The following is a 19,513-nucleotide window of genomic DNA, read 5'->3' as shown; positions in this document are numbered from 1 at the left end:
CCGGAAGGCAGGTGGCGGCACAGTGCCCAGGACGACGGACGGAGACGGTACGCCCGTCCCGCAGCGGCTGCTGGCCGCCGCCACCCGGCTCTTCGCCGAGCAGGGCTACGACCGCACCTCCGTGCAGGAGATCGTCGAGGCGGCCGGCGTCACCAAGGGGGCGCTGTACCACTACTTCGGCTCCAAGGACGACCTCCTGCACGAGGTGTACGCGCGCGTGCTGCGCGTCCAGCAGGAGCGTCTCGACGCCTTCGCGAACGCCGACGAGCCGATCGAGAAGCGGCTCAGGGGCGCGGCGGCGGACGTCGTGGTCACCACGATCGAGAACCTCGACGACGCGTCGATCTTCTTCCGCTCGATGCACCACCTGAGCCCGGAGAAGAACAAGCAGGTGCGCGCCGAGCGCCGGCGCTACCACGAGCGCTTCCGCGCGCTGGTGGAGGAGGGACAGGAGGCGGGCGTCTTCTCCAAGGCCACCCCCGCCGACCTCGTCGTGGACTACCACTTCGGCTCCGTCCACCACCTGTCGACCTGGTACCGCCCCGACGGCCCGATGGGCCCGCAGGAGGTCGCCGACCACCTCGCCGACCTGCTGCTGCGGGCCCTGCGGCCCTGAGGCGTCCTGGGCCGGCCGGGTCAGGTGCCGGCGGGATCCGGCCTGGTGTCCTTCCACTGGTCGAGCAGGCGCCGGGTGGAGACGGTGTTCGGGTGCTCGGCGCCGAGCGTCCGGTCCATGTCGCGTACGACCTCGGCCAGGTCCGTCAGCGCGGCGCCGCGGTCGGCGCCCGCCGTGCGGCACCGCAGGATGGCCAGGGAGCCGCGGGCGATCAGGGTGACGTGGTGGTCAGCGCCCAGCTCCTGCGTGCCGGCCCTGACGGCCTCCTCGTACACGGCCAGGGCCCGCTCGGGCTCACCTTCCTCCTCCAGCCACTCGCCCAGGGCACAGCGGGCCGCCAGGGACTCCGGGTCGGCCGGGCCGAGGACCAGGTCCATCTCGTCGCTCAGATCCCCCAGCGCCGTGAGGCGGTCGGGCAGGCCGACACTGTCGCCGCGCAGCTGGAGGGCAAGGAAGCGGGCCTGAAAGGTCAGCGGGTGCTGGGCGCCCAGGGCCTCGGTCAGGTCCGGCACCAGGGCGTCCAGCCGGGTGATCGCCAGCGGGATTCGCGCCTGCTGGATGCACTGCGCGGCCGACGCAAAGCGCGCCCGCAGCACGGATTCGTCGTCCGGGCCCAGCCGCCACTGCGCCCGGGCCAGCGCGAACGGCACCTCCCGGTCGGCCATGACGATCAGCAGGGCGAGCAGCCCCACGGCCATGAGCAAGTAGATCCACAGGATGTCGCCGATCGGCAGCAGCAGGGCGCCGACGACGGCGGCGGCCAGGCCGGCCACGGCCCAGCGCCAGCCCTTCGGTATGCGTCGCATGGCCGCAGTATCGCGTCCATGACAGGAACGGCGGAAGGGTTCCGCAACCTCCCGCCCACAGCCTCGGGCGCGCGGCCGTGCGGGGGTCGGCCATCCCGGGACGGCCGACCCCCGCCCTGTGCGCCTACAGGTACTTCTTCAGCTCCCGTCGCGCCAGCGAGCGCTGATGCACCTCGTCCGGGCCGTCCGCGAGCATCAGCGTGCGGGCCCCGGCGTACAGCTCGGCCAGCGGGAAGTCCTGGCTCACCCCGCCCGCGCCGTGCAGCTGGATCGCGCGGTCGATGATGTCGACGACCGTGCGGGGTGTGGCGATCTTGATGGCCTGGATCTCGGTGTGGGCGCCCCGGTTGCCGACGGTGTCCATCATCCAGGCGGTCTTCAGCACCAGCAGGCGCAGCTGCTCCACGGCCACCCGCGCGTCCGCGATCCAGTTCTGCACCACTCCCTGCTGGGCCAGCGCCTTGCCGAAGGCCGTGCGGGACACGGCCCGGCGGCACATCAGCTCGATCGCCCGCTCCGCCATGCCGATCAGCCGCATGCAGTGGTGGATACGGCCCGGGCCGAGGCGGGCCTGGGCGATGGCGAAGCCGCCGCCCTCCTCGCCGATCAGGTTGCCGACCGGCACGCGCGCGTGGTCGAAGACCACCTCGGCGTGGCCGCCGTGGTAGTGGTCCTCGTAGCCGAAGACCTGCATCGCGCGCCTGACGGTGACGCCAGGGGTGTCGCGCGGGACCAGCACCATGGACTGCTGACGGCGGATGTCGGACCCGTCCGGGTCCGTCTTGCCCATCACGATGAAGATCTTGCAGTGCGGGTCCATCGCCCCGGAGATGTACCACTTGCGGCCGGTGATGACGTATTCGTCGCCGTCCCGCTCGATGAGCGTGGTGATGTTCGTGGCGTCGGAGGAGGCCACCTCCGGCTCGGTCATCGCGAACGCCGAGCGGATCTCGCCGGCCAGCAGCGGCTCCAGCCACTGCTTCTTCTGCTGCTCGTCGCCGAACTGCGCCAGCACCTCCATGTTCCCGGTGTCGGGCGCGGCGCAGTTCGTCGCGGTGGGCGCCAGCTGCGGGGAGCGGCCCGTGATCTCGGCGAGCGGGGCGTACTGGAGGTTGGTCAGCCCGGCGCCGTACTCGCCGTCGGGCAGGAAGAGGTTCCACAGGCCCTGCCTGCGCGCCTCGGCCTTCAGCTCCTCGACGACGGCCGGGGTGTCCCAGGGCGAGGCCAGCGCGGCCCGCTGCTCCGCGGCCACCGGCTCGGCCGGGTACACGTACTCGTCCATGAAGGCGAGCAGCTTGGCCCGCAGTTCCTCGGTGCGGGCGTCGAACGCGAAGTCCATGATCCGTCAGCCTTCCTGAAGAGTCGTCAGGCCGTGCTCGATGAAGACGGGGACGAGGTCCCCGATGCGGTCGAAGCCGCGGCCGACCGTCTGGCCCAGCGTGTAGCGGTAGTGGATGCCCTCGAGGATCACGGCGAGCTTGAACCAGGCGAAGGCCGTGTACCAGGAGACGGCCGAGACGTCCCGGCCGGAACGGGCCGCGTAGCGCTCGATCAGTTCGGCCGGGGCCGGGTGGCCGGGGGCCTCGGCGGTCGTGGAGACCGGGGAGTCGGACATGCCCAGCGGCATGCTGTACATCACCAGCAGACCCAGGTCGGTGAGCGGGTCGCCGAGCGTCGACATCTCCCAGTCGAGGATCGCCCTGATCTTGTCGTCGCCGTCGATGAGCACGTTGTCCAGGCGGTAGTCGCCGTGCACGACGGTCGGTGCGGGCGAGGCCGGCAGCCGGCGGCCGAGCTCGGCGTGCAGCTCGTCGATGCCGGCCAGGTCGCGGTTGCGGGAGGCGTCCAGCTGCTTGCCCCAGCGGCGCAGCTGGCGGTCCAGGAAGCCCTCGGGGCGGCCGAAGTCGGCGAGGCCCACCTCGGCCGGGTCAACGGCGTGCAGCTCGACGAGGGTGTCGACCAGGGACAGCACCGCGTCCCGGGTTCGCTCCGGGCCGAGCGGGGCGAGCTGGTCGGCCGTGCGGTACGGGGTGCCCTCGACGAACTCCATGACGTAGAAGGGCGCCCCGAGCACCTCCTCGTCCTCGCACAGCAGCACCGGCCGGGGCACCGGTACGTTCGTCGGGTGCAGCGCGCTGATCACCCGGTGCTCGCGCTTCATGTCGTGCGCGGTGGCCAGCACATGGCCGAGCGGGGGACGCCGTACGACCCACTTCGAGGTGCCGTCCGAGAGCGCGTACGTGAGGTTCGACCGTCCGCCCTCGATCAGCCGGCCGGTCAGGGCGCCGTTCACCAGGCCGGGCCGCTCGCGGTCGAGCAGGCCGCGCAGCCGGTCGAGATCGAGGCCTGGCGGGTGATCGGGGCTCATCGGTGCTCCTTTGCGAGGCGCGTGCACGTGACCCGACCTATCATGCCGACTGGTCGGTATGTCGTCCAGTACGGAAGGCCAAAGTGATCGGGGCCACCATACGGCCGACAGCTCCCGGCCGGGGGCGGCGGGAGCTGTCGGGCGGTGCGTATCGGCCGGGCGCCGAAGATCAGTGGTCGTCCCAGTGGCCGTTGTGCGCGGCGTGCCGGTGGCCGTCGTGGAGGTAGTCGACGTGGTCGCCGTGCAGGACGCTCTCGTGTCCGCAGCCGTCGCCGTGCCGGTGGTCGTGGTCCTCGTGCGAGACGTGCCCGTCCTGCTCGCACTCGTCCCAGTGGCCCTCGTGCTCGCGGTGGAAGTGGCCGTCGTGCGCGTACTCGACGTGATCCCCGTGCCGTACCCGCGTGTGCCCGCAGTCGGGACCGTGCGCGTGCTTGTGGGAGGCGTGTTCCAGGTGGAGGGCGGTCATGTGCTCACCTTCGGGGTGCGGGGTGGTGACGACCGACAGGCTGCCATGCGAACGGCGCATATCGGGGCATCGGGCGCGCATCCGGCTTGCGTGGCGTGCGCGCACCCCGGAGGGTCGGTGGCATGAAGGGCATCAGCTACAGCCGGTACGGCGGACCCGAGGTCCTCGAGTACGGCGAGGTCCGCGACCCGAAGGTCGGCCCCGACGCGGTCCTGGTCGAGGTGCGGGCCGCCGCCGTCAACCCCGTCGACTGGAAGGCACGCGAGGGGTACCTCGACGGAATGCTGGAGGCGGTCTTCCCGGTGGTCCCCGGCTGGGACATGTCCGGCGTGGTGGTCCGGCCCGGGGTGTCCGTCACCGAGTTCGGCGCCGGGGACGAGGTCATCGGTTACGTCCGCGAGGACTTCCTCTCCCGCGGGACCTTCGCCGAGTACGTCGCCGCACCCGTGCGCACCCTGGCCCGCAAGCCCCGGAACCTGTCCTGGGAGGCGGCGGCCGGGCTGCCGCTGGCCGGGCTCACCGCCTACCAGGTGCTGTACAGGACGCTGCGGGTCGGGCGAGGCGACACCGTCCTGGTGCACGCGGCCGCCGGCGGCGTCGGTTCGATCGCCGTCCAGCTCGCCCGGCACCTCGGCGCCCGGGTGGTCGGCACGGCGAGCGAGCGCAACCACGACTACGTCCGCGCGCTCGGCGGTGAGCCCGTGGCCTACGGCGAGGGACTGGCCGAGCGGGTCCGGGGGCTGGCCCCCGAGGGCGTGGACGCCGTCTTCGACACCGTCGGCGGCGCGGCCCTGAAGGCCTCGGCGAACCTGCTGGCCCCGGAGGGACGGCTGGCGTCCATCGCCGACGGCGATGTCGTCGGCTACGGCGGCCGGTACTGCTGGGTGCGCCCGGACGCCGAGGACCTGCTGCGGCTGACCGAACTGGCGGAGCAGGGCGTGGTGTCCGTGCACGTGGACGCCGCCTTCCCGCTGGAGCAGGCGGCGCAGGCGCACCGGCTGAGCCAGGAGGGACGGACCCGGGGAAAGATCGTGGTGACGGTGGAACCACGGACCCCGGAAGAAGGGGACAGGGCCTAGGTCCGTCCTAGAGGACGAGTGCCGCTCCGCACAGGGCCAGGGCCACCGTGCACAGGACCGCCGCCGTGGCGTGCCGGTGCGCGAGGACGGGCGGGCCGGCGGAGGCCGCGAGTGCCCGGATGCGGTGGTGGGCGACGAGGAGGAAGCCCAGCCACAGGGCGCAGCACAGCGCGCAGACGACGACGCCGGACACGGAGAGGCCGCCGCGCAGCGCGCTCTTGACGGAGAGGACGGCGGCCACCGTGCTCGCCAGGGTGGTGCGGCGCCAGGCGAGGCGGGTGCGCTCGGGTTGCAGCCCGGGGTCGCGCTCCTCGGCGGCCGGGGCGGTCACCCCTCCCACCCGACGGTCACCACGACGACCATCGCGATCGCCACGACGGCGACGAGGAGACCGAGCACCGCCGGGAACCGGGACACCGGCAGGTCCTCGCCGCGCCGCATCGCCCGCTCGCAGCGCATCCAGTGGTTGACCGCACGCAGGGAGCACAGCACGCCCGCGGCGAGCAGCGCCAGGGCCAGCCCGACGCGCCAGGCCCAGCGCAGGTCGGGCAGGAACTGGTCCACCGCGAAGCCGCCGCCGATGAGGGCGAGCGCGGTGCGCAGCCAGGCCAGGAACGTGCGCTCGTTGGCCAGGGAGAAGCGGTAGTCGGGCGTACTGCCCTCCCGACGGATCTCCTCGGGAGCGAACCACAGGCGGACGTTCCGTACGAATTCGATCACGCGTCGGACTCTATCGGGCGGCTCTGCGGTGCTCCCTCAGCCGTTCGTACGCCGCCAGTCCGTCCGGTACCCACTCCCACTCCGGGAGCCGGCGCTCCACCTCGGCGTCCGGCAGGAAGTCGTGCCAGGCCACCTCCTCGGCCTGCGGCCGGACGGGCAGATCGCAGCGGACCTCGTACACCGCCGACCACCAGCTCCGGCCGGCGCCGTCGTCGTAGAGGAACTTGAACAGGAAGCGCGGGGCCGGCAGGCCGCTCACGCCCAGTTCCTCCTCCGCCTCGCGCAGGGCCGCCTCGTCGTAGGACTCGCCCGCGCCGACCACGCCGCCGACGAACATGTCGTAGAGGGAGGGGAAGACCAGTTTGGTCGCGGTGCGACGGTGGACGAAGAGGCGGCCCTCGGCGTCGCGGGTCTGGATGAACACGCAGCGGTGGCGCAGGCCCTTGGCGTAGGCCTCGCCGCGCGGGGAGCGGCCGATGACCTGATCGTGCTCGTCGACGATGTCGAGGATCTCGTCTGCGGGGGTCGTCATACCGACATCCAAGCAGGGCGGCATCAGTTCGGCTGCAGGTCCCGCACGCGCTCCGGCTTGCCCGCGCCCGTAGGCATGCAGGGGTGCATGCCCAGCAGCACGATGCCGACGACGATCCCCGCGAGGCCCGCCGCCTCCCAGGCCAGCGCCCCGGTGTCGGTGCGCAGCCGGTCGCCGAGGAAGCCCATCCCGCAGGCGATGCCGGCCAGCGGCTGGGCGGCGGTGAGGGCGGGCAGGGACATGCGCAGCGGCGCCGTCTCGAAGGCGCTCTGCACCAGCACCAGGCCCGTGACGCCGAGCGCGGCCACGCCGTACGGCTGCCAGGTGGTGAACAGCTCGGTCAGGCCGCCCTCGGCGAAGCGCTGCCCGCTGACCCGGGTGAGAGCGTCCTGGACGCCGTAGAGCAGACCGGCGGCGAGGGCGAGCAGGACCGGGCCGGAGCTGAGGCGGGAGCGCTTGGCGTACGTGGTCAGCAGGAGGGCGAGGCCCACCATGGCGCCGATGATCAGCCAGTGGCGAAAGGGGTCGCTGACCGCGGTGCCGCCGCGCGGCCGGCCCGCGACGATGAACGCCGTGACGCCGCCCGCGAGCAGTGCGAGGCCCGTCCAGCCCTGGCGGCCCAGCGGCTGCCTGGTCTGCTTGCGGGAGAGGGCCAGGGCGAACAGCAGGTTCGTGGCCAGGAGGGGCTCGACCAGGGAGACCTCGCCCTGGCTGAGGGCGATCGCGCCCAGGACCATGCCGGCCACCATCAGGCCGATGCCGCCCAGCCAGCGCGGCACCCGCATCAGGTCGAGGAGCAGCCGGGGCGAGAGGAAGTCGCCCAGCGGTGCGTGCGAGGCCGCGTTCTGCTGGAGCACGAACCCGAAGCCCAGGCAGCAGGCAGCGCTCACGGCGAGAATCAGAACCAGAAACGACACGCTGCGTACCTCGAGTCAGACGGGCCGGGTCACGGAGTGCGTAGTGGGTGACTGTAGCGTCCCAGGGCCCGGCATGCTCCTGGGAGTGCCCGTATCCGGGCGGTCGACTCGGTCACTTCTCCGCGTCGATCAAGGGAGTTGCGGATCCGGTCGTTCCGCCCATGGTGAGGGCACGGGACGAGGTGCGCCATGGCGTACGCCACACCGGGTCGCCGGTCCGGTGGTGGCGACCATCATTGTCCATTTCTCAAGTACCCCAGATGTAACAGAAGTTGACGCGTGTAACGGCTGTGCGGGCCTTGACTCAAGCCTTGGCTGCGAGTTTGCTGTGAGTGATCAGCTGACGCCAGTCCGAAACCCCGAGTCCTGACGCAGAGCCGCGTCGCGTGAGGAAGTCCCGCGGTGCCCCCACCCCCGCCATCCTTCGGCCGGACCCGCAAGCGCGCGGCACACGCGCTGGACGCGGCCCTCGACGACACCGAACTCCTCGCCGCCCGGGCGGCCTTGGCGCAGGGGAGGTGGCAGGCCGCGCGATCACTGCTCGTTCACACGGGTGACGACTGGGACCGACGTGGACACCGGGCCGTCGTCCTCGGGCAGGAGCGCTACAGCGCGGCCTGGGCGCGGGACTGGATGGTCGCCGAGCCCGCCTCCGCCGAGGCCGCCCTGCTGCTCGCCCTCGCCCTGGTGGAACGCGCCCTGCGCGGCGCGGAGCGGCCCGACCTCGCCCGCGAGGCCTGCCGGGAGGCCGCCGGGCGCGCCCCCGCCGATCCCACCCCGTGGCTGGGGCTGCTGATGCTGGAGTGCTCCCTGGGTGCGGAGGAGGAGTCGTTACGGCTCTTCGGCGAGGTCCGCTCCCGGTGCGCCGACCACCACCACGCCCACCACCTGATGGTCGCGCGGCTCGCCGAGCGGGGCGCCTGCACGGGCCGGGACCCGCTGCACGAGGTCTACGACTTCGCCGACTGGGCGGCCGAGCGGGCCCCCGCCGACTCGCCGCTCGCCGTCCTACCCGTCGTCGCGCACGCCGAGCGCTACCGCGTGCTGGCCGCCGCCGGCCACGAGCCCCCCGATCCGGTCGCCTCGGGCCACTGGAGCGGGCGCCGGGCCCGGCAGGTGATGAAGGCCGCCTTCGACTGGTGGCTGGAGTGGGAGCAGGAGGGGCACCCTCGGCGCCTGGTCGACCTCAACTTCCTCGCCCACGCCAAGGTCTGCGAGGGCCGGGGCGCCGAGGCCGCCGCCCTCTTCCACCGGATCGGCGAGCACGCCACGCCGGCGCCCTGGTCCTACCCGCACCACGACCCCTACCCCGCCTTCCGCGCCGCGCGAGCCGCCGCGCTCGGCACGGTGTGACACTCCCGACGCCAACCACAAGGACGGTCCTGCGATGACCACGGGCAGTTCCAGCGCGAGCCGCACCACGACCGACGGCATCAGCACCTATCTGGGGCAGGAGCGTGCCCTGCGCGCCGACCGCCTCGGCACGGGGGGCCTGCTGCTCTCCGTGCTCGCCGCGACCGCACCCCTCATGGTGGTCGCCGGTGTCATGCCCACCACATTCGCGGTGATGGGCATCGTCGGCCAGCCCCTGCTGTTCGTCGTCCTCGGCGTGGTGCTGGTCCTCTTCGGCGTCGGCTACGCCGAGATGAGCCGGCACGTCCACAACGCGGGAGCCTTCTACGCGTACATCTCCCGCGGCCTCGGCAGCACCGCCGGCGCGGGCGCCGCCCTGGTGGCCCTGGTCGCCTACAACGCCATGCAGGTCGGCATCTACGGCATCTTCGGCTTCGAGGTCTCCGGGCTGTTCTCCACCTACGCCCATGTGGAGGTCGCCTGGTGGACACCCGCTCTGGTGGCCCTCGCGGTGGTCGGCGCGCTCGGCTGGCTGAAGGTCGACATCAACGCGCGCGTCCTGGGCGTCCTGCTGGTCGTCGAGGTGATCCTGGTGGTGATCTTCGACGTCGCCGCGATCGGCGACCCGGCCCGGGAGGGCCTGTCGCTGCACGCCTTCAACCCGGACACGCTCTCCGGCGCGGGCGTGGGCACCGCCCTGTGCTTCTGCATCGCGGCCTTCGTCGGCTTCGAGCAGGCGCCGGTGTACGCGGAGGAGACCAGCCGGCCGCACGTCCTGGTGCCGAGGGTGATGTTCCTGGCGGTGGCCGGCGTGGCCGTCTTCTTCGCGGTGAGCTGCTGGGCGCTCACCGTCGCCGCGGGCCCGACCCAGGTCGTCGGGGTGGCCCGGAAGGAGAGCGCCGGCATGCTCTTCTCGCTGACGGAGTCCCGGCTCGGCGGAGCCTTCACCGACGTCCTGCACGTGCTCTTCGTGACCGGCATGTTCGCCGCCATGCTCAGCTTCCACAACGTCGTCGCCCGCTACACCTTCGCCATGGGCCGCGAGGGACTGCTGCCGCGCGCCTTCGGCCGGACCACCGGCGCGAGCGGCGCCCCCGGCACCGGTTCCCTGCTGCAGACGGCGGTGGCCGCCGTGATCGTGACCGTCTTCGCGATCGCCGACGACGGTCCGGCCGGCGATCCCACCGAGCCCGTCCTGCACCTGTTCACCTGGTTCGGCAACATCGGCGCGCTCGGCGTGATCCTGCTGATGGCGGCCGCCTCCGTCTCCGTCATCGTGTTCTTCGCCCGGCGCGGCGCCGCCCGCGCCCAGGCCTGGCGGCTTCTCACCTCGGCACTGGCCGCCGTCGCCCTGCTGGTGATCGCCGGATACACGGTCAAGGACTTCGACGTCCTGGTCGGCGCCGGCCCCGACTCGGCCCTGAGCTGGGTGCTGCCCGGCATCATCGCCCTCGCCCTGGTCGCCGGCCTGGTCCAGGGACTCCTCCTGCGCTCCCGCTCGCCCGAGGCACACGCCCGCATCGGGCTCGGCAACGAGGCCTTCCGGCTGGAGGAGGCGGCACAGGACGCGCCGTAGGGTCGGCGCCCCTGGGAGAATCCGTTTCCGGGAACCCCCCTCTCTGACAACCCCGATTCTGAGAACGCCGTAAGAAGTCATTACGGAACCCTGACGGGCATCCGCGATTCCTGGCCCGCCCGGCGTCGCGGGTGTTCGAATGGAGGCGTGAACTCCGAACCACCCGAGGAACCGGGCGAGCCGCGGCCGCCCGCGCAGCACGGCACTCCGATCGGCCGCCGCGTCCTGCTGGGCACCATCGGCCTGGGCGCGCTCGGCGTGGTCGCCGCTCCCGTACTGCAGCGCGGTCTGGAGGGCTTCCTCGGCGCGGCGGCCGACAAGGACCCCACCGGCCTGACCGGCCTGCTGCCCAATGGCGGCGGCTTCCGCTACTACTCGGTCACCTCCTCCGTCCCGCACAAGGACGCCACCGACTACCGCCTCACCGTCGACGGCCTCGTCGACCGCCCCACGACCTACACGCTCGGCGAGCTGCGTGCGCTGCCGCAGACCCGGCTGGTCAAGGACGTCCAGTGCGTCACCGGCTGGCGGGTCCCCGACACCCCGTTCGAAGGGGTGCGCCTGTCCCGGCTGCTGGACGCCGCCGGAGTGCGGGCCAAGGCCGGGGCGGTGCGCTTCACCTGCTTCGACGGCGCCTACTCCGAGAGCCTCACCCTGGAACAGGCCCGCCGTTCCGACGTCCTGGTCGCCCTGCGCATGCAGGACAAGGACATCGGCCACGCCCACGGCGGCCCGGTCCGCCTGTACGTGGCGCCGATGTACTTCTACAAGTCCGCGAAGTGGCTCTCCGGCATCACCGTCACCGAGGACGTCAAGCCCGGCTACTGGGAGAGGCTCGGCTACGACGTCGACGCCTGGGTCGGGAAGTCGAACGGGCGGGACGATGACCCTACGAGCTGAGGCCCACACCCCGCAGGTCACCGAGGTGCGCCGCTTCGGCCCCGTCCAGCGCTGGGTGCACCGCACCACGGCCGCCCTGATGGGCGTGTGCGTGGTGACGGCCGCCTTCCTCTACGTCCCCCAGCTCGCCGAAGTCGTCGGCCGCCGCGAGCTGGTGGTCCGGGTGCACGAGTTCGCCGGGCTCGCCCTGCCGGTTCCCGTCCTGCTGGGCCTGGCCTCCCGCGCCTTCCGGGCCGACCTGGGGCATCTCAACCGCTTCGGGCCGCACGACAGGACCTGGCTGCACGGGGCGCTGGCCCGGGACAAGCGGCGCTCGGCGCGTCCCGCGGCGAAGTTCAACGCGGGGCAGAAGATCTACGCGGCCTGGATCGCAGGGGCGTCGGTGGTGATGCTCGGCACGGGGCTGATCATGTGGTTCACCCACCTCACCCCGATCATGTGGCGCACCAGCGCGACCTTCGTGCACGACTGGCTGGCCCTGACCATCGGAATCGTCCTCGCGGGGCACATAGGCATGGCGCTCGGCGACCCCGAGGCGCGGCACGGGCTACGGACGGGGAAGGTGAGCCGCGAGTGGGCCGAGCGGGAGCACCCCCTGTGGCGTCCCTGACGACGGGTCCGGTGACGGGACGGCGGCGGGCGCCACGACCGTGAAGGCGTCCTGCGACCGCGCCTCGGCGGCGCCGTACCGCACGACCACGTCGACCGCCCTGGGGTAGCCGTCCAGGGCCGGTACGACGGCGGCCAGCACCAGCCGGTCGCCGTCCCGGGACCTGATCACGGGCGGTCCGTCGAGCCGCTTGCCGCCGATGAACACCTCGCCGTAGCGCGCCAGTTCGGCGGGGTCGAAGTAGGTGCCGCGCAGTTCGATCCCGACGGCGTCACCGGGCGCGGCCTGGCCCGTGTCCACCCCCGCGACGTGGTAGGCGCACGCGGGCGTGCCGCCCCGCGCGGTCCGCAACGGCACGGTGGCGTGCGGGTGTCGCCGGTGGAAGTCCAGCAGCGCGCCGAGAACCGCGTAGGCGGCCCGGTCCTTGCAGGTGTCGGCCCGGCCGGCCAGGGCGGTGTGGTCCGCGGCCGCCGTGTCCCAGCTGCCGCCGTGCCCCTGCACGGCCAGACAGGCCTCGGCGAGACCGCGCAGCAGCCGCCGGTCCGGGCCGGCCGGCGTCCGGTCGATCAGGGCGAGGGCGGTGCGGCACCCGGCGGGGTCGCGGAGCCGGTCGTAGAGGCTCGAGGGATCGGGGGCGGAGTCGGCGTCGGGCGAGACGGGGCCGGGCGGGAGCCAGGCGGGGCTCAGCAGCGGCCTGTCGACAAGCGCCGGCGTGGGAGAGACGGACGGGCGCGGGGCGATGGTGCGGTGGGTGCGGGGCGGCGCGGCGGGGTTCACGACGTCGCTCGCCTCACCGGCCGGTGACTGGCGGGGAGTGGGGGAGGCGGGCGGGGCGGGAGCGGGCGGGCGCCCGGACGGGCCCGCGGTCACGATCGGGCTGCCGCCGCCCGAGCCGTTCGGCCCGCCACCGCCGTCACCCCCGAAGGCCGCGACGGCCACCGCCACCGCTCCGGCCACCAGCAGCCCCGAGACGCGCATCCCGAGGGAAACCGCCATGACGCCCCCCGACACCGTCGACCCCGGGGCCCCCGCCCCGGGATCTCCTCATGATGCGGGCGGCCGCGCCGCCGGGGAACCCTTTCACGGCGCCCCGAAGTCCAGCAGCACCTTGCAGGAACGGCTCCGGTCGGCCGCGAGCGCGAAGGCCGACTCCGCCTCCCGCACCGGGACCACCGCGCTGACCAGCCCGTCGAGCGCGGGCGTCGCCGCGAGCAGCCGCAGCGCCTCGTCGAACTCCGCGTCGAAGCGGAAGGCTCCCCTGAGGTCGATCTCCCGGCTCACGACGAGGTTCCCCGCGAAGGGACTCGGCCCAGACGGCAGCATCCCGAGCTGCACCACGACCCCGCCGCGGCGCACCGATCGCAGACACGTGTCCAGAGCGGCGGCCACCCCGGAGGCCTCCACGGCCACGTCCGCCTCGGCCGGCCACCCGGGATCGTCCGGGTCGTCCGCCCGTACGACGGTGTCGGCGCCGGCGGCACGCGCGTACGCGAGGGCGGCCGGGAGCAGGTCGGTGACCGTGACCCGGGCGGCGCCCGCCGCCCGGGCCGCGGCGACGACCAGGCAGCCGATCGGGCCGGCGCCGGTGACCAGGACGTGCCGTCCGGCCACGTCCACCGCACGGTGAACGGCGTGCAGGGCCACGGACAGCGGCTCGGCGAGGGCCGCCCGGCGCAGCTCCAGACCCGCCGGAAGGGCCCTCAACTGACCTTCGGGGACGACCACTTGAGCCGCGAAGCCGCCCTGTACGTGCGGGAAGCGGGCCGCGCTGCCGAGATAACGGGTGTCCCGGCAGATGTTGCGACGCCCCCGGGCGCACTCCGGGCAGGCGCCGCACGGTGTGGCCGGGTGCACGGCGACGGCCGTGCCCGGGGCGGGACTCGCCGGGGACGGTGTCCCGTACGCGAGGACCGTCCCGACCACCTCGTGCCCGAGCAGCATCGGCTCGCGCAGGCGGAAGTCGCCCACCCCGCCGTGCTTGAAGTAGTGCAGGTCGGAGCCGCAGACGCCGCCGTAGCGGACGGCGACGAGAGCCTGCCCGGGGCCGGGCCGCGGTACCGGCAGCTCCTCCACGCGCAGATCGCCGCGACCGTGGATCACACAACCGAGCATCCCCGCGGCCCTCTTCACAGCACGCTCGTCATTCCGCCGTCGACGTACAGGACCTGCTCGCCGACGAAGTCGGCCGCGGGCGAGGCCAGGAACAGCACCCCGCCGACCAGGTCCTCGGTGGTGCCCCAGCGGCCGGCCGGGGTGCGGCGGCGCACCCAGGCGCTGAACTCCTCGTCCTCGACGAGGGGTTGGGTCAGCTCGGTCTCGATGTAGCCGGGGCCGAGGCCGTTGACCTGCACGCCGTGCGGCCCCCAGTCGGCGCACATGCCCTTGGTGAGCATCTTCAGCGCGCCCTTGGTGGCCGCGTAGGGCGCGATGCCCGGGCGGACCACCTCGCTCTGCAGCGAGCAGATGTTGACGATCTTGCCGTGGCCGCGGGCGGTCATGTACCGGGCCGCCTCCCGGCCGACCAGGAAGGCGCTGGTGAGGTTGGTGTCCAGGATGCGGTGCCAGTCGGAGTCGGTGAACTCCAGGAGCGGGGCGCGCAGTTGCATGCCCGCGTTGTTGACGAGGATGTCGAGCGGGCCGACCCGCTGTTCGACATCGGCGATGCCCGCCTTGACCGAGGGCCCGTCGGTGACGTCGAAGACGGCCGTGTGGACCTCGCCGGGCAGCCGCGCGGCCGCTTCGGTGAGCCGGCCGGCGTCCCGTCCGTTGAGGACCACCGTGCAGCCGGCCTGGGCCAGGCCCCGGGCCAGCGCCAGACCGATGCCCCGGCTGGAGCCGGTCACCAGGGCGGTGCGGCCGCGGATGTCGAACAGGGGGTGACTCATCCGCGTGCTCCTAGATGACCAGCGACAGCAGCAGGACCAGGCCGCCCGCGACCACCGAGATGATCGTCTCCATGACCGACCACGTCTTGACGGTCTCGCCGACGGTCAGACCGAAGTACTCCTTGACCAGCCAGAACCCGGCGTCGTTGACATGGCTGAAGAAGAGCGAGCCGGCGCCGATCGCCAGGACCAGCAGGGCCGTGTGGGTGGTCGACATGTCGGCCGCGAGCGGGGCCACCAGGCCGGCCGCCGAGACCGTCGCCACCGTCGCCGAACCGGTGGCGAGCCGGATGATCACCGCGATCAGCCAGGCCAGCAGCAGCGCCGGGATCGACCAGTCCTTGGAGATGTCCAGGATCATCTGGCCCACGCCGGTGTCGATCAGCGTCTGCTTGAAGCCGCCGCCCGCGCCGACGATCAGCAGGATGCCCGCGATGGGCGCGAGGCCCTTCTCCACCAGCGGGGTCAGCCGCTCCTTGCCGAACCCGGCGGGCCGCAGCAGCGTGAAGATGCCGAGCAGCACGGCGGCGAGCAGGGCGATCAGCGGGGAGCCGATGACGTCGAAGACGCGCTGGGTGAGGTTCGCGGGGTCGTCGATCACGATGTCGACCAGCGCCTTGGAGAGCATCAGGACGACCGGCAGCAGGATCGTGGTCAGCGTGGCGCCGAAGCCCGGACGGGTCTCCAGCTCTTGCGACGCGCGCTGCGGCAGCATCCGGTCGGGGGCCTGGACGTCCACCCAGCGGGCGGCGACCTTGGAGAACAGCGGTCCGGCGATGATCACCGTGGGGATGGCGATGAGGACGCCGAGGGCGAGGGTGACGCCGATGTTCGCCTTGACCGCGTCGATGGCGACCAGCGGGCCGGGGTGCGGCGGCACCAGACCGTGCATCACGGACAGACCGGCCAGGGCGGGTATGCCGATGCGCATCAGGGAGTAGTTGCCGCGCTTGGCGACCATCAGCACGACCGGGATCAGCAGCACCACGCCGACCTCGAAGAACAGCGGCAGACCGATCACCGAGGCGATCAGCACCATCGCCCACGGCATCGCCCGGCCGCCGGCCTTGGCGAGGATCGTGTCGACGATCTCGTCGGCGCCGCCGGAGTCGGCGAGCATCTTGCCGAGGATCGCGCCGAGCGCGATCAGCACACCGACGCCGGCGACCGTGGTGCCCAGGCCGGTGGTGAAGCTGGTGATCACCTTGTCGAGCGGCGCGCCGGCGATCGCGCCGAGCGCCAGCGAACCGAGGGTCAGCGCCAGGAAGGCGTGCAGTTTGAACCGGGTGATGAGAAGAACGATGACGGCGATGCCCGCCAAAACGGCGATGCCCAGCTGAGCGTGGCCGGCCGAGGTGATCGGCTCGGGTGCGTCCGCTGCCAGCATCTCGACGCTGAGTCTGGTCACGGGGGAGTTCCCTTGCAGGTACGGGGACGGGGAGGGAGGCGTGGGGGGGGGGTTACGGGAGGTCGGCGAGTGCCTTCACGGCCCGTGCGGTGATCTGTTCGGGGCTGCCGGCGACGTCCACGGTGACGCCCGCCTCGTCCCGCTCCAGGGGCTGGAGCGTGGCGAACTGGGAGTCGAGCAGCGCGGTCGGCATGAAGTGCCCCTGACGGTGGGACATCCGGTCCTCGATGAGGGCGCGGTCGCCCGCCAGATGGACGAAGACGACGCCGGGGGCGGCCGCGCGGAGCCGGTCGCGGTACGACCGTTTCAGCGCCGAGCAGCTGACCACTCCGCCGAGCCCGGCCCGCCCGTGCGCCCAGGCGCCGATGGCGTCGAGCCACGGCCAACGGTCGTCGTCGCCGAGCGGGACGCCGGCCGACATCTTGGTGATGTTGGCCTGCGGGTGGAAGTCGTCGCCCTCGGCGTACGGGACGCCGAGCCGGGCCGCGAGCAGGGGACCGATGGTGGTCTTCCCGGTGCCCGCGACGCCCATCACCACGACGACATGGGGGGTGCTCATCGCTGCCTCACTGTCTTCTTCGACTGGTGTCGGACGTAACTGAAACCGATTAGGTACGACGATTCAAGAGTCTGAGACAAATAAGTCTGACTTTTTGAGCGTGTGACACGGCACGTACTCTGAGTGCATGAGCACAATGGGCCGGGGGCTGCACGGCCATGTACTGGACACCCTCGGCCCCGCGATCACCGCGGGTGAGTACCCGCCGGGCAGTGTTCTGCGCACCGACGAACTCGCCCAGCGTTTCGACGTCTCACGCTCCGTGATGCGCGAGGCGGTCCGGGTGCTGGAATCCATGCACCTCGTGGAGTCCCGCCGTCGCGTCGGCGTGACCGTGCGCCCGAAGTCCGAGTGGAACGTCTACGACCCCCAGGTCATCCGCTGGCGGCTGGCCGGCGCCGACCGCCCCGGGCAGCTGCGCTCCCTGACGGTGCTGCGCTCCGCGATCGAGCCGGTCGCCGCGGGGCTCGCGGCCCGGCACGCCACCGCCGAGCAGTGCGCCGAGCTGACCGAGTGCGCGCTCGGCATGGTCGCCAACTCCCGCGGTCACCGGCTTCAGGGCTACCTCGTCCACGACATGGCCTTCCACCGGATCATCCTCACGGCCTCGGGCAACGAGATGTTCGCGCGCCTCGGCGACGTCGTGGCCGAGGTCCTCGCGGGCCGCACCCATCACGAGGTGATGTTCGAGGACCCCGACCCGGCCGCCGTGACCCTGCACGTCCAGGTCGCCGAGGCGGTACGGGAGGGCGACGCGGCCCGCGCCGAAGAACTGACCCGCCGGATCACGGTCGGGGCACTGCAGGAACTGGACATCCTCGCGCCCTAGGCGGGTGTCCTAGTCGAGGATCTCCCCGTCCACGTACACCCACGCCCCGTCCACCCTCTCGAAGCTGCTGCGCTCGTGCAGCGAACCGCCCCTGAAGGACGCCCGGAACGTCACCGTGCCGGTGCCGTGGAAGGCGGAGCCGTCGGTCGTGGCGAGGATCTCCAGACCCGTCCAGCGCATGCCGGGATCGAGGTCGAGACGCGCGGGACGGGTGCGCGGATGCCAAGTGCGCAGCAGATAGGGGCCGTCGAGCCGCACGAACGCCGTGTAGCGCGACCGCATCAGCGCCTCGGCGGTCGGCGCGGCCGCCTCACCCCCGAGGAAGCGGCCGCAGCACGCGTCGTACGGCTCCCCGAGACCGCAGGGGCAGGAGGCGCTGGACGTCGGCGCGGAGCCGCGCCGGCGCCGGGAGGGCGAGGTACGTCGGGACATGGGCCCCATTCTCCCGTACGCGCCCGCCCCGCCCCGCTACGCGGACTCGGCGTTGGTCGGCGGGTGCGACGGGCGCGCCGGAACCAGCGTGGGCAGCGCGGGCAGCGCCGTGCGGTACAGCCAGGCGTCGAACACGTCGTCCAGCGGCTCGTCCGCGTAGCGGTTGGCATGCGCGGTGAACGTCGCCGTCGTGACCGCCCCGCCCCGGTGCAGGCCCGTCCAGCCGCGCAGCATGCGGAAGAACGCGTCGTCGCCCAGCGCGCAGCGCACGGCGTGCACGGCGAGGCCGCCGCGCTCGTAGAGCCGGTCGTCGAACATCGTCTTGCGCCCGGGATCGGCCAGCTTCAGGTCCTGCGCCTGCGAGGACAGCAACCGGTGCGCGGCACCGGCAAGTTGCTGCGCGGACCGGCCGCCCGAGCGCTCCGACCACAGCCACTCGGCGTACTTGGCGAACCCCTCGTTCAGCCAGATGTGCCGCCAGTCCGCGATGGACACGCTGTTGCCGAACCACTGGTGCGCCAGCTCGTGCGCGACCAGCCGCTCCGAACCCCGTGCCCCGTCCACGTGGTTGGCGCCGAACAGCGACAACCCCTGTGCCTCCACGGGCACATCGAGTTCCTCGTCGGTCACGACGACCGCGTACTCCTCGAACGGGTAGGCCCCGAACAGCTCCTGGAACAGGTCCATCATCCGCGGCTGCCGCGCGAAGTCCCGCGAGAACTCCGGCAGCAGGTGCGCCGGGATGTGCCCGTGCTGCGGCACCCCGCCCGGTCCCGGATCGCCCAGCAGCACCGTCTGGTACTTGCCGATCACGAGACCCACCAGATAGCTGGAGGTCGGCGCGGCCTGCTCGTACACCCAGGTCGTGGTGGACGCCCTGGTCGTACGGGTCAGCAGCCGCCCGCCCGCGACGACCGCGTACGCCGACGGCGTGGTGACCGAGATCTGGTACGAGGCCTTGTCGGCCGGCCGGTCGTTGCACGGATACCAGGACGGCGCCCCGATCGGCTGGCTCGCCACCAGCGCCCCGTCTTCCAGCTCCTCCCAGCCCAGCCCGCCCCACGGGCTGTTCACCGGCTTCGGGTTGCCCGACCAGTGCACCTCGACCGTGAACGCGGCACCGGAGCGGACCGGCTTGGCGGGCCGGATGCGCAGCCGGCCGCCGCGGTGGGTGTAGTGCGGCTGCCGGCCGTCCACCCGCACCCGGCCGACCTTGAACTCGGACAGGTTCAGGAAGAACTCGGCGAGCGGCGACCGCCCCGCTATGGCGTTGATCCGGACGGCGCCCGACAGCCGGTTCGGCCCCGGACGGTAGTCCAGCGTGATCTCGTACCGGTGCACGCGGTAACGGGGGTCACCGTGTTCCGGAAAGTACGGGTCGGCCGCCGCCGACTGCTGAACCGCCACTGCCGCTTCCGCTCCCTGCCCTGCGCCGCCACTGCCCGCCGGTACACCGC

22 protein-coding genes are annotated in these 19,513 nt (G+C 72.6%); 7 read left to right on the top strand and 15 right to left on the bottom strand.

From position 1 onward, the window contains the following. Positions 1 to 22 precede the first annotated feature (22 nt). Entirely contained in the window at positions 23 to 616 is a 594-nt protein-coding gene (locus tag FBY22_RS29055) for a TetR/AcrR family transcriptional regulator (protein ID WP_058926281.1), read from the top strand. 20 nt (positions 617 to 636) lie between these two features. Here FBY22_RS29055 and FBY22_RS29050 read toward each other — a convergent pair whose 3' ends face one another. From FBY22_RS29050 to FBY22_RS29035, 4 genes are all read right to left on the bottom strand, one after another. After that, positions 637 to 1,422 (bottom strand): tetratricopeptide repeat protein, encoded by a 786-nt coding sequence (locus FBY22_RS29050; RefSeq protein WP_142150898.1) that lies wholly within the window; start codon positions 1,420 to 1,422, stop codon positions 637 to 639. A 124-nt stretch (positions 1,423 to 1,546) separates the two neighbouring features. Continuing rightward, complete coding sequence (locus FBY22_RS29045; RefSeq protein WP_142150896.1) at positions 1,547 to 2,761, bottom strand: acyl-CoA dehydrogenase family protein; 1,215 nt, start codon at positions 2,759 to 2,761, stop codon at positions 1,547 to 1,549. Between the two features lie 6 nt (positions 2,762 to 2,767). Beyond that, the gene (locus tag FBY22_RS29040; RefSeq protein WP_142150894.1) at positions 2,768 to 3,790 is read right to left on the bottom strand and encodes a phosphotransferase family protein; all 1,023 of its coding nucleotides are present in this window, start codon (positions 3,788 to 3,790) and stop codon (positions 2,768 to 2,770) included. 169 nt (positions 3,791 to 3,959) lie between these two features. Beyond that, the gene (locus FBY22_RS29035) at positions 3,960 to 4,256 is read right to left on the bottom strand and encodes a hypothetical protein (RefSeq protein ID WP_142150892.1); all 297 of its coding nucleotides are present in this window, start codon (positions 4,254 to 4,256) and stop codon (positions 3,960 to 3,962) included. Positions 4,257 to 4,378: 122 nt separating this feature from the next. Here FBY22_RS29035 and FBY22_RS29030 point away from each other — a divergent pair, with 122 nt between their 5' ends. Beyond that, positions 4,379 to 5,335, top strand: coding sequence for an NADP-dependent oxidoreductase (locus FBY22_RS29030; RefSeq protein WP_142150890.1), 957 nt, complete (start codon positions 4,379 to 4,381; stop codon positions 5,333 to 5,335). A 7-nt stretch (positions 5,336 to 5,342) separates the two neighbouring features. Here the strand turns inward: FBY22_RS29030 and FBY22_RS29025 are convergent, their stop codons facing one another. From FBY22_RS29025 to FBY22_RS29010, 4 genes are read right to left on the bottom strand one after another with little or no spacing between them, the layout of a single operon-like run. Further along, the gene (locus tag FBY22_RS29025) at positions 5,343 to 5,666 is read right to left on the bottom strand and encodes a DUF202 domain-containing protein (RefSeq protein WP_142150888.1); all 324 of its coding nucleotides are present in this window, start codon (positions 5,664 to 5,666) and stop codon (positions 5,343 to 5,345) included. Further along, positions 5,663 to 6,055, bottom strand: coding sequence for a YidH family protein (locus FBY22_RS29020; protein WP_142150886.1), 393 nt, complete (start codon positions 6,053 to 6,055; stop codon positions 5,663 to 5,665). The genes FBY22_RS29025 and FBY22_RS29020 overlap by 4 nt, the downstream gene beginning before the upstream one ends. Positions 6,056 to 6,065: 10 nt before the next feature. Then, on the bottom strand, positions 6,066 to 6,587 hold the full coding sequence (locus FBY22_RS29015) for an NUDIX hydrolase (protein WP_142150884.1): 522 nt from the start codon (positions 6,585 to 6,587) through the stop codon (positions 6,066 to 6,068). 23 nt (positions 6,588 to 6,610) lie between these two features. After that, positions 6,611 to 7,504: a DMT family transporter gene (locus FBY22_RS29010; RefSeq protein WP_142150882.1), complete on the bottom strand. Its 894-nt coding sequence runs from the start codon at positions 7,502 to 7,504 to the stop codon at positions 6,611 to 6,613. Positions 7,505 to 7,906: 402 nt separating this feature from the next. Between FBY22_RS29010 and FBY22_RS29005 the strand changes: the two genes are divergently transcribed. The 4 genes from FBY22_RS29005 (at position 7,907) to FBY22_RS28990 (ending at position 11,943) form a co-directional block, all read left to right on the top strand. Continuing rightward, positions 7,907 to 8,857, top strand: a complete 951-nt coding sequence (locus FBY22_RS29005) for a hypothetical protein (protein ID WP_142150881.1) — start codon at positions 7,907 to 7,909, stop codon at positions 8,855 to 8,857. A gap of 34 nt (positions 8,858 to 8,891) precedes the next feature. After that, positions 8,892 to 10,433 carry an APC family permease gene (locus FBY22_RS29000; RefSeq protein WP_142150879.1) on the top strand — a complete coding sequence of 514 codons (1,542 nt, stop codon included), beginning with the start codon at positions 8,892 to 8,894 and terminating at the stop codon, positions 10,431 to 10,433. Between the two features lie 147 nt (positions 10,434 to 10,580). Further along, on the top strand, positions 10,581 to 11,333 hold the full coding sequence (locus FBY22_RS28995) for a molybdopterin-dependent oxidoreductase (RefSeq protein WP_142150877.1): 753 nt from the start codon (positions 10,581 to 10,583) through the stop codon (positions 11,331 to 11,333). Then, positions 11,317 to 11,943 (top strand): cytochrome b/b6 domain-containing protein, encoded by a 627-nt coding sequence (locus FBY22_RS28990; protein ID WP_142150875.1) that lies wholly within the window; start codon positions 11,317 to 11,319, stop codon positions 11,941 to 11,943. The genes FBY22_RS28995 and FBY22_RS28990 overlap by 17 nt, the downstream gene beginning before the upstream one ends. On the opposite strand, the gene FBY22_RS28985 is transcribed toward FBY22_RS28990, so the two are convergent. The 5 genes from FBY22_RS28985 to FBY22_RS28965 all read right to left on the bottom strand — a co-directional run bounded on the left by FBY22_RS28985 (position 11,881) and on the right by FBY22_RS28965 (position 16,795). Continuing rightward, on the bottom strand, positions 11,881 to 12,939 hold the full coding sequence (locus FBY22_RS28985) for a hypothetical protein (protein ID WP_142150873.1): 1,059 nt from the start codon (positions 12,937 to 12,939) through the stop codon (positions 11,881 to 11,883). The two genes, FBY22_RS28990 and FBY22_RS28985, sit on opposite strands and share 63 nt — an antisense overlap. Positions 12,940 to 13,023: 84 nt before the next feature. Beyond that, positions 13,024 to 14,055 carry an L-idonate 5-dehydrogenase gene (locus FBY22_RS28980; RefSeq protein WP_142152549.1) on the bottom strand — a complete coding sequence of 344 codons (1,032 nt, stop codon included), beginning with the start codon at positions 14,053 to 14,055 and terminating at the stop codon, positions 13,024 to 13,026. 14 nt (positions 14,056 to 14,069) lie between these two features. Next, entirely contained in the window at positions 14,070 to 14,828 is a 759-nt protein-coding gene (locus FBY22_RS28975) for an SDR family oxidoreductase (RefSeq protein ID WP_142150871.1), read from the bottom strand. Between the two features lie 10 nt (positions 14,829 to 14,838). Then, entirely contained in the window at positions 14,839 to 16,236 is a 1,398-nt protein-coding gene (locus tag FBY22_RS28970; protein WP_142150870.1) for a gluconate:H+ symporter, read from the bottom strand. Positions 16,237 to 16,288: 52 nt separating this feature from the next. Beyond that, positions 16,289 to 16,795 carry a gluconokinase gene (locus tag FBY22_RS28965; protein ID WP_142150868.1) on the bottom strand — a complete coding sequence of 169 codons (507 nt, stop codon included), beginning with the start codon at positions 16,793 to 16,795 and terminating at the stop codon, positions 16,289 to 16,291. Between the two features lie 127 nt (positions 16,796 to 16,922). On the opposite strand from FBY22_RS28965, the gene FBY22_RS28960 reads away from it, so the two are divergent. Next, complete coding sequence (locus FBY22_RS28960) at positions 16,923 to 17,624, top strand: FadR/GntR family transcriptional regulator (protein ID WP_142150866.1); 702 nt, start codon at positions 16,923 to 16,925, stop codon at positions 17,622 to 17,624. A 9-nt stretch (positions 17,625 to 17,633) separates the two neighbouring features. Here FBY22_RS28960 and FBY22_RS28955 read toward each other — a convergent pair whose 3' ends face one another. Then, positions 17,634 to 18,056, bottom strand: a complete 423-nt coding sequence (locus FBY22_RS28955; protein ID WP_142150864.1) for a YchJ family protein — start codon at positions 18,054 to 18,056, stop codon at positions 17,634 to 17,636. Positions 18,057 to 18,092: 36 nt separating this feature from the next. Continuing rightward, positions 18,093 to 19,463 carry a M1 family metallopeptidase gene (locus FBY22_RS28950; RefSeq protein ID WP_142150862.1) on the bottom strand — a complete coding sequence of 457 codons (1,371 nt, stop codon included), beginning with the start codon at positions 19,461 to 19,463 and terminating at the stop codon, positions 18,093 to 18,095. Positions 19,464 to 19,513 lie beyond the last annotated feature (50 nt).

The organism is Streptomyces sp. SLBN-31 (genome assembly GCF_006715395.1).
GTDB lineage: Bacteria > Actinomycetota > Actinomycetes > Streptomycetales > Streptomycetaceae > Streptomyces.
Note: the sequence above shows the minus strand (reverse complement) of the source record. Positions and strands in the feature narration are given on the sequence as shown.

Coding starts and splice junctions, on each gene's coding strand:
- FBY22_RS29050 (WP_142150898.1), bottom strand. CDS start 1,422: ATGCGACGCATACCGAAGGGCTGGCGCTGGGCCGTGGCCGGCCTGGCC.
- FBY22_RS29045 (WP_142150896.1), bottom strand. CDS start 2,761: ATGGACTTCGCGTTCGACGCCCGCACCGAGGAACTGCGGGCCAAGCTG.
- FBY22_RS29040 (WP_142150894.1), bottom strand. CDS start 3,790: ATGAGCCCCGATCACCCGCCAGGCCTCGATCTCGACCGGCTGCGCGGC.
- FBY22_RS29035 (WP_142150892.1), bottom strand. CDS start 4,256: ATGACCGCCCTCCACCTGGAACACGCCTCCCACAAGCACGCGCACGGT.
- FBY22_RS29030 (WP_142150890.1), top strand. CDS start 4,379: ATGAAGGGCATCAGCTACAGCCGGTACGGCGGACCCGAGGTCCTCGAG.
- FBY22_RS29015 (WP_142150884.1), bottom strand. CDS start 6,587: ATGACGACCCCCGCAGACGAGATCCTCGACATCGTCGACGAGCACGAT.
- FBY22_RS29000 (WP_142150879.1), top strand. CDS start 8,892: ATGACCACGGGCAGTTCCAGCGCGAGCCGCACCACGACCGACGGCATC.
- FBY22_RS28990 (WP_142150875.1), top strand. CDS start 11,317: ATGACCCTACGAGCTGAGGCCCACACCCCGCAGGTCACCGAGGTGCGC.
- FBY22_RS28985 (WP_142150873.1), bottom strand. CDS start 12,939: ATGGCGGTTTCCCTCGGGATGCGCGTCTCGGGGCTGCTGGTGGCCGGA.
- FBY22_RS28980 (WP_142152549.1), bottom strand. CDS start 14,055: ATGCTCGGTTGTGTGATCCACGGTCGCGGCGATCTGCGCGTGGAGGAG.
- FBY22_RS28975 (WP_142150871.1), bottom strand. CDS start 14,828: ATGAGTCACCCCCTGTTCGACATCCGCGGCCGCACCGCCCTGGTGACC.
- FBY22_RS28965 (WP_142150868.1), bottom strand. CDS start 16,795: ATGAGCACCCCCCATGTCGTCGTGGTGATGGGCGTCGCGGGCACCGGG.
- FBY22_RS28960 (WP_142150866.1), top strand. CDS start 16,923: ATGAGCACAATGGGCCGGGGGCTGCACGGCCATGTACTGGACACCCTC.
- FBY22_RS28955 (WP_142150864.1), bottom strand. CDS start 18,056: ATGTCCCGACGTACCTCGCCCTCCCGGCGCCGGCGCGGCTCCGCGCCG.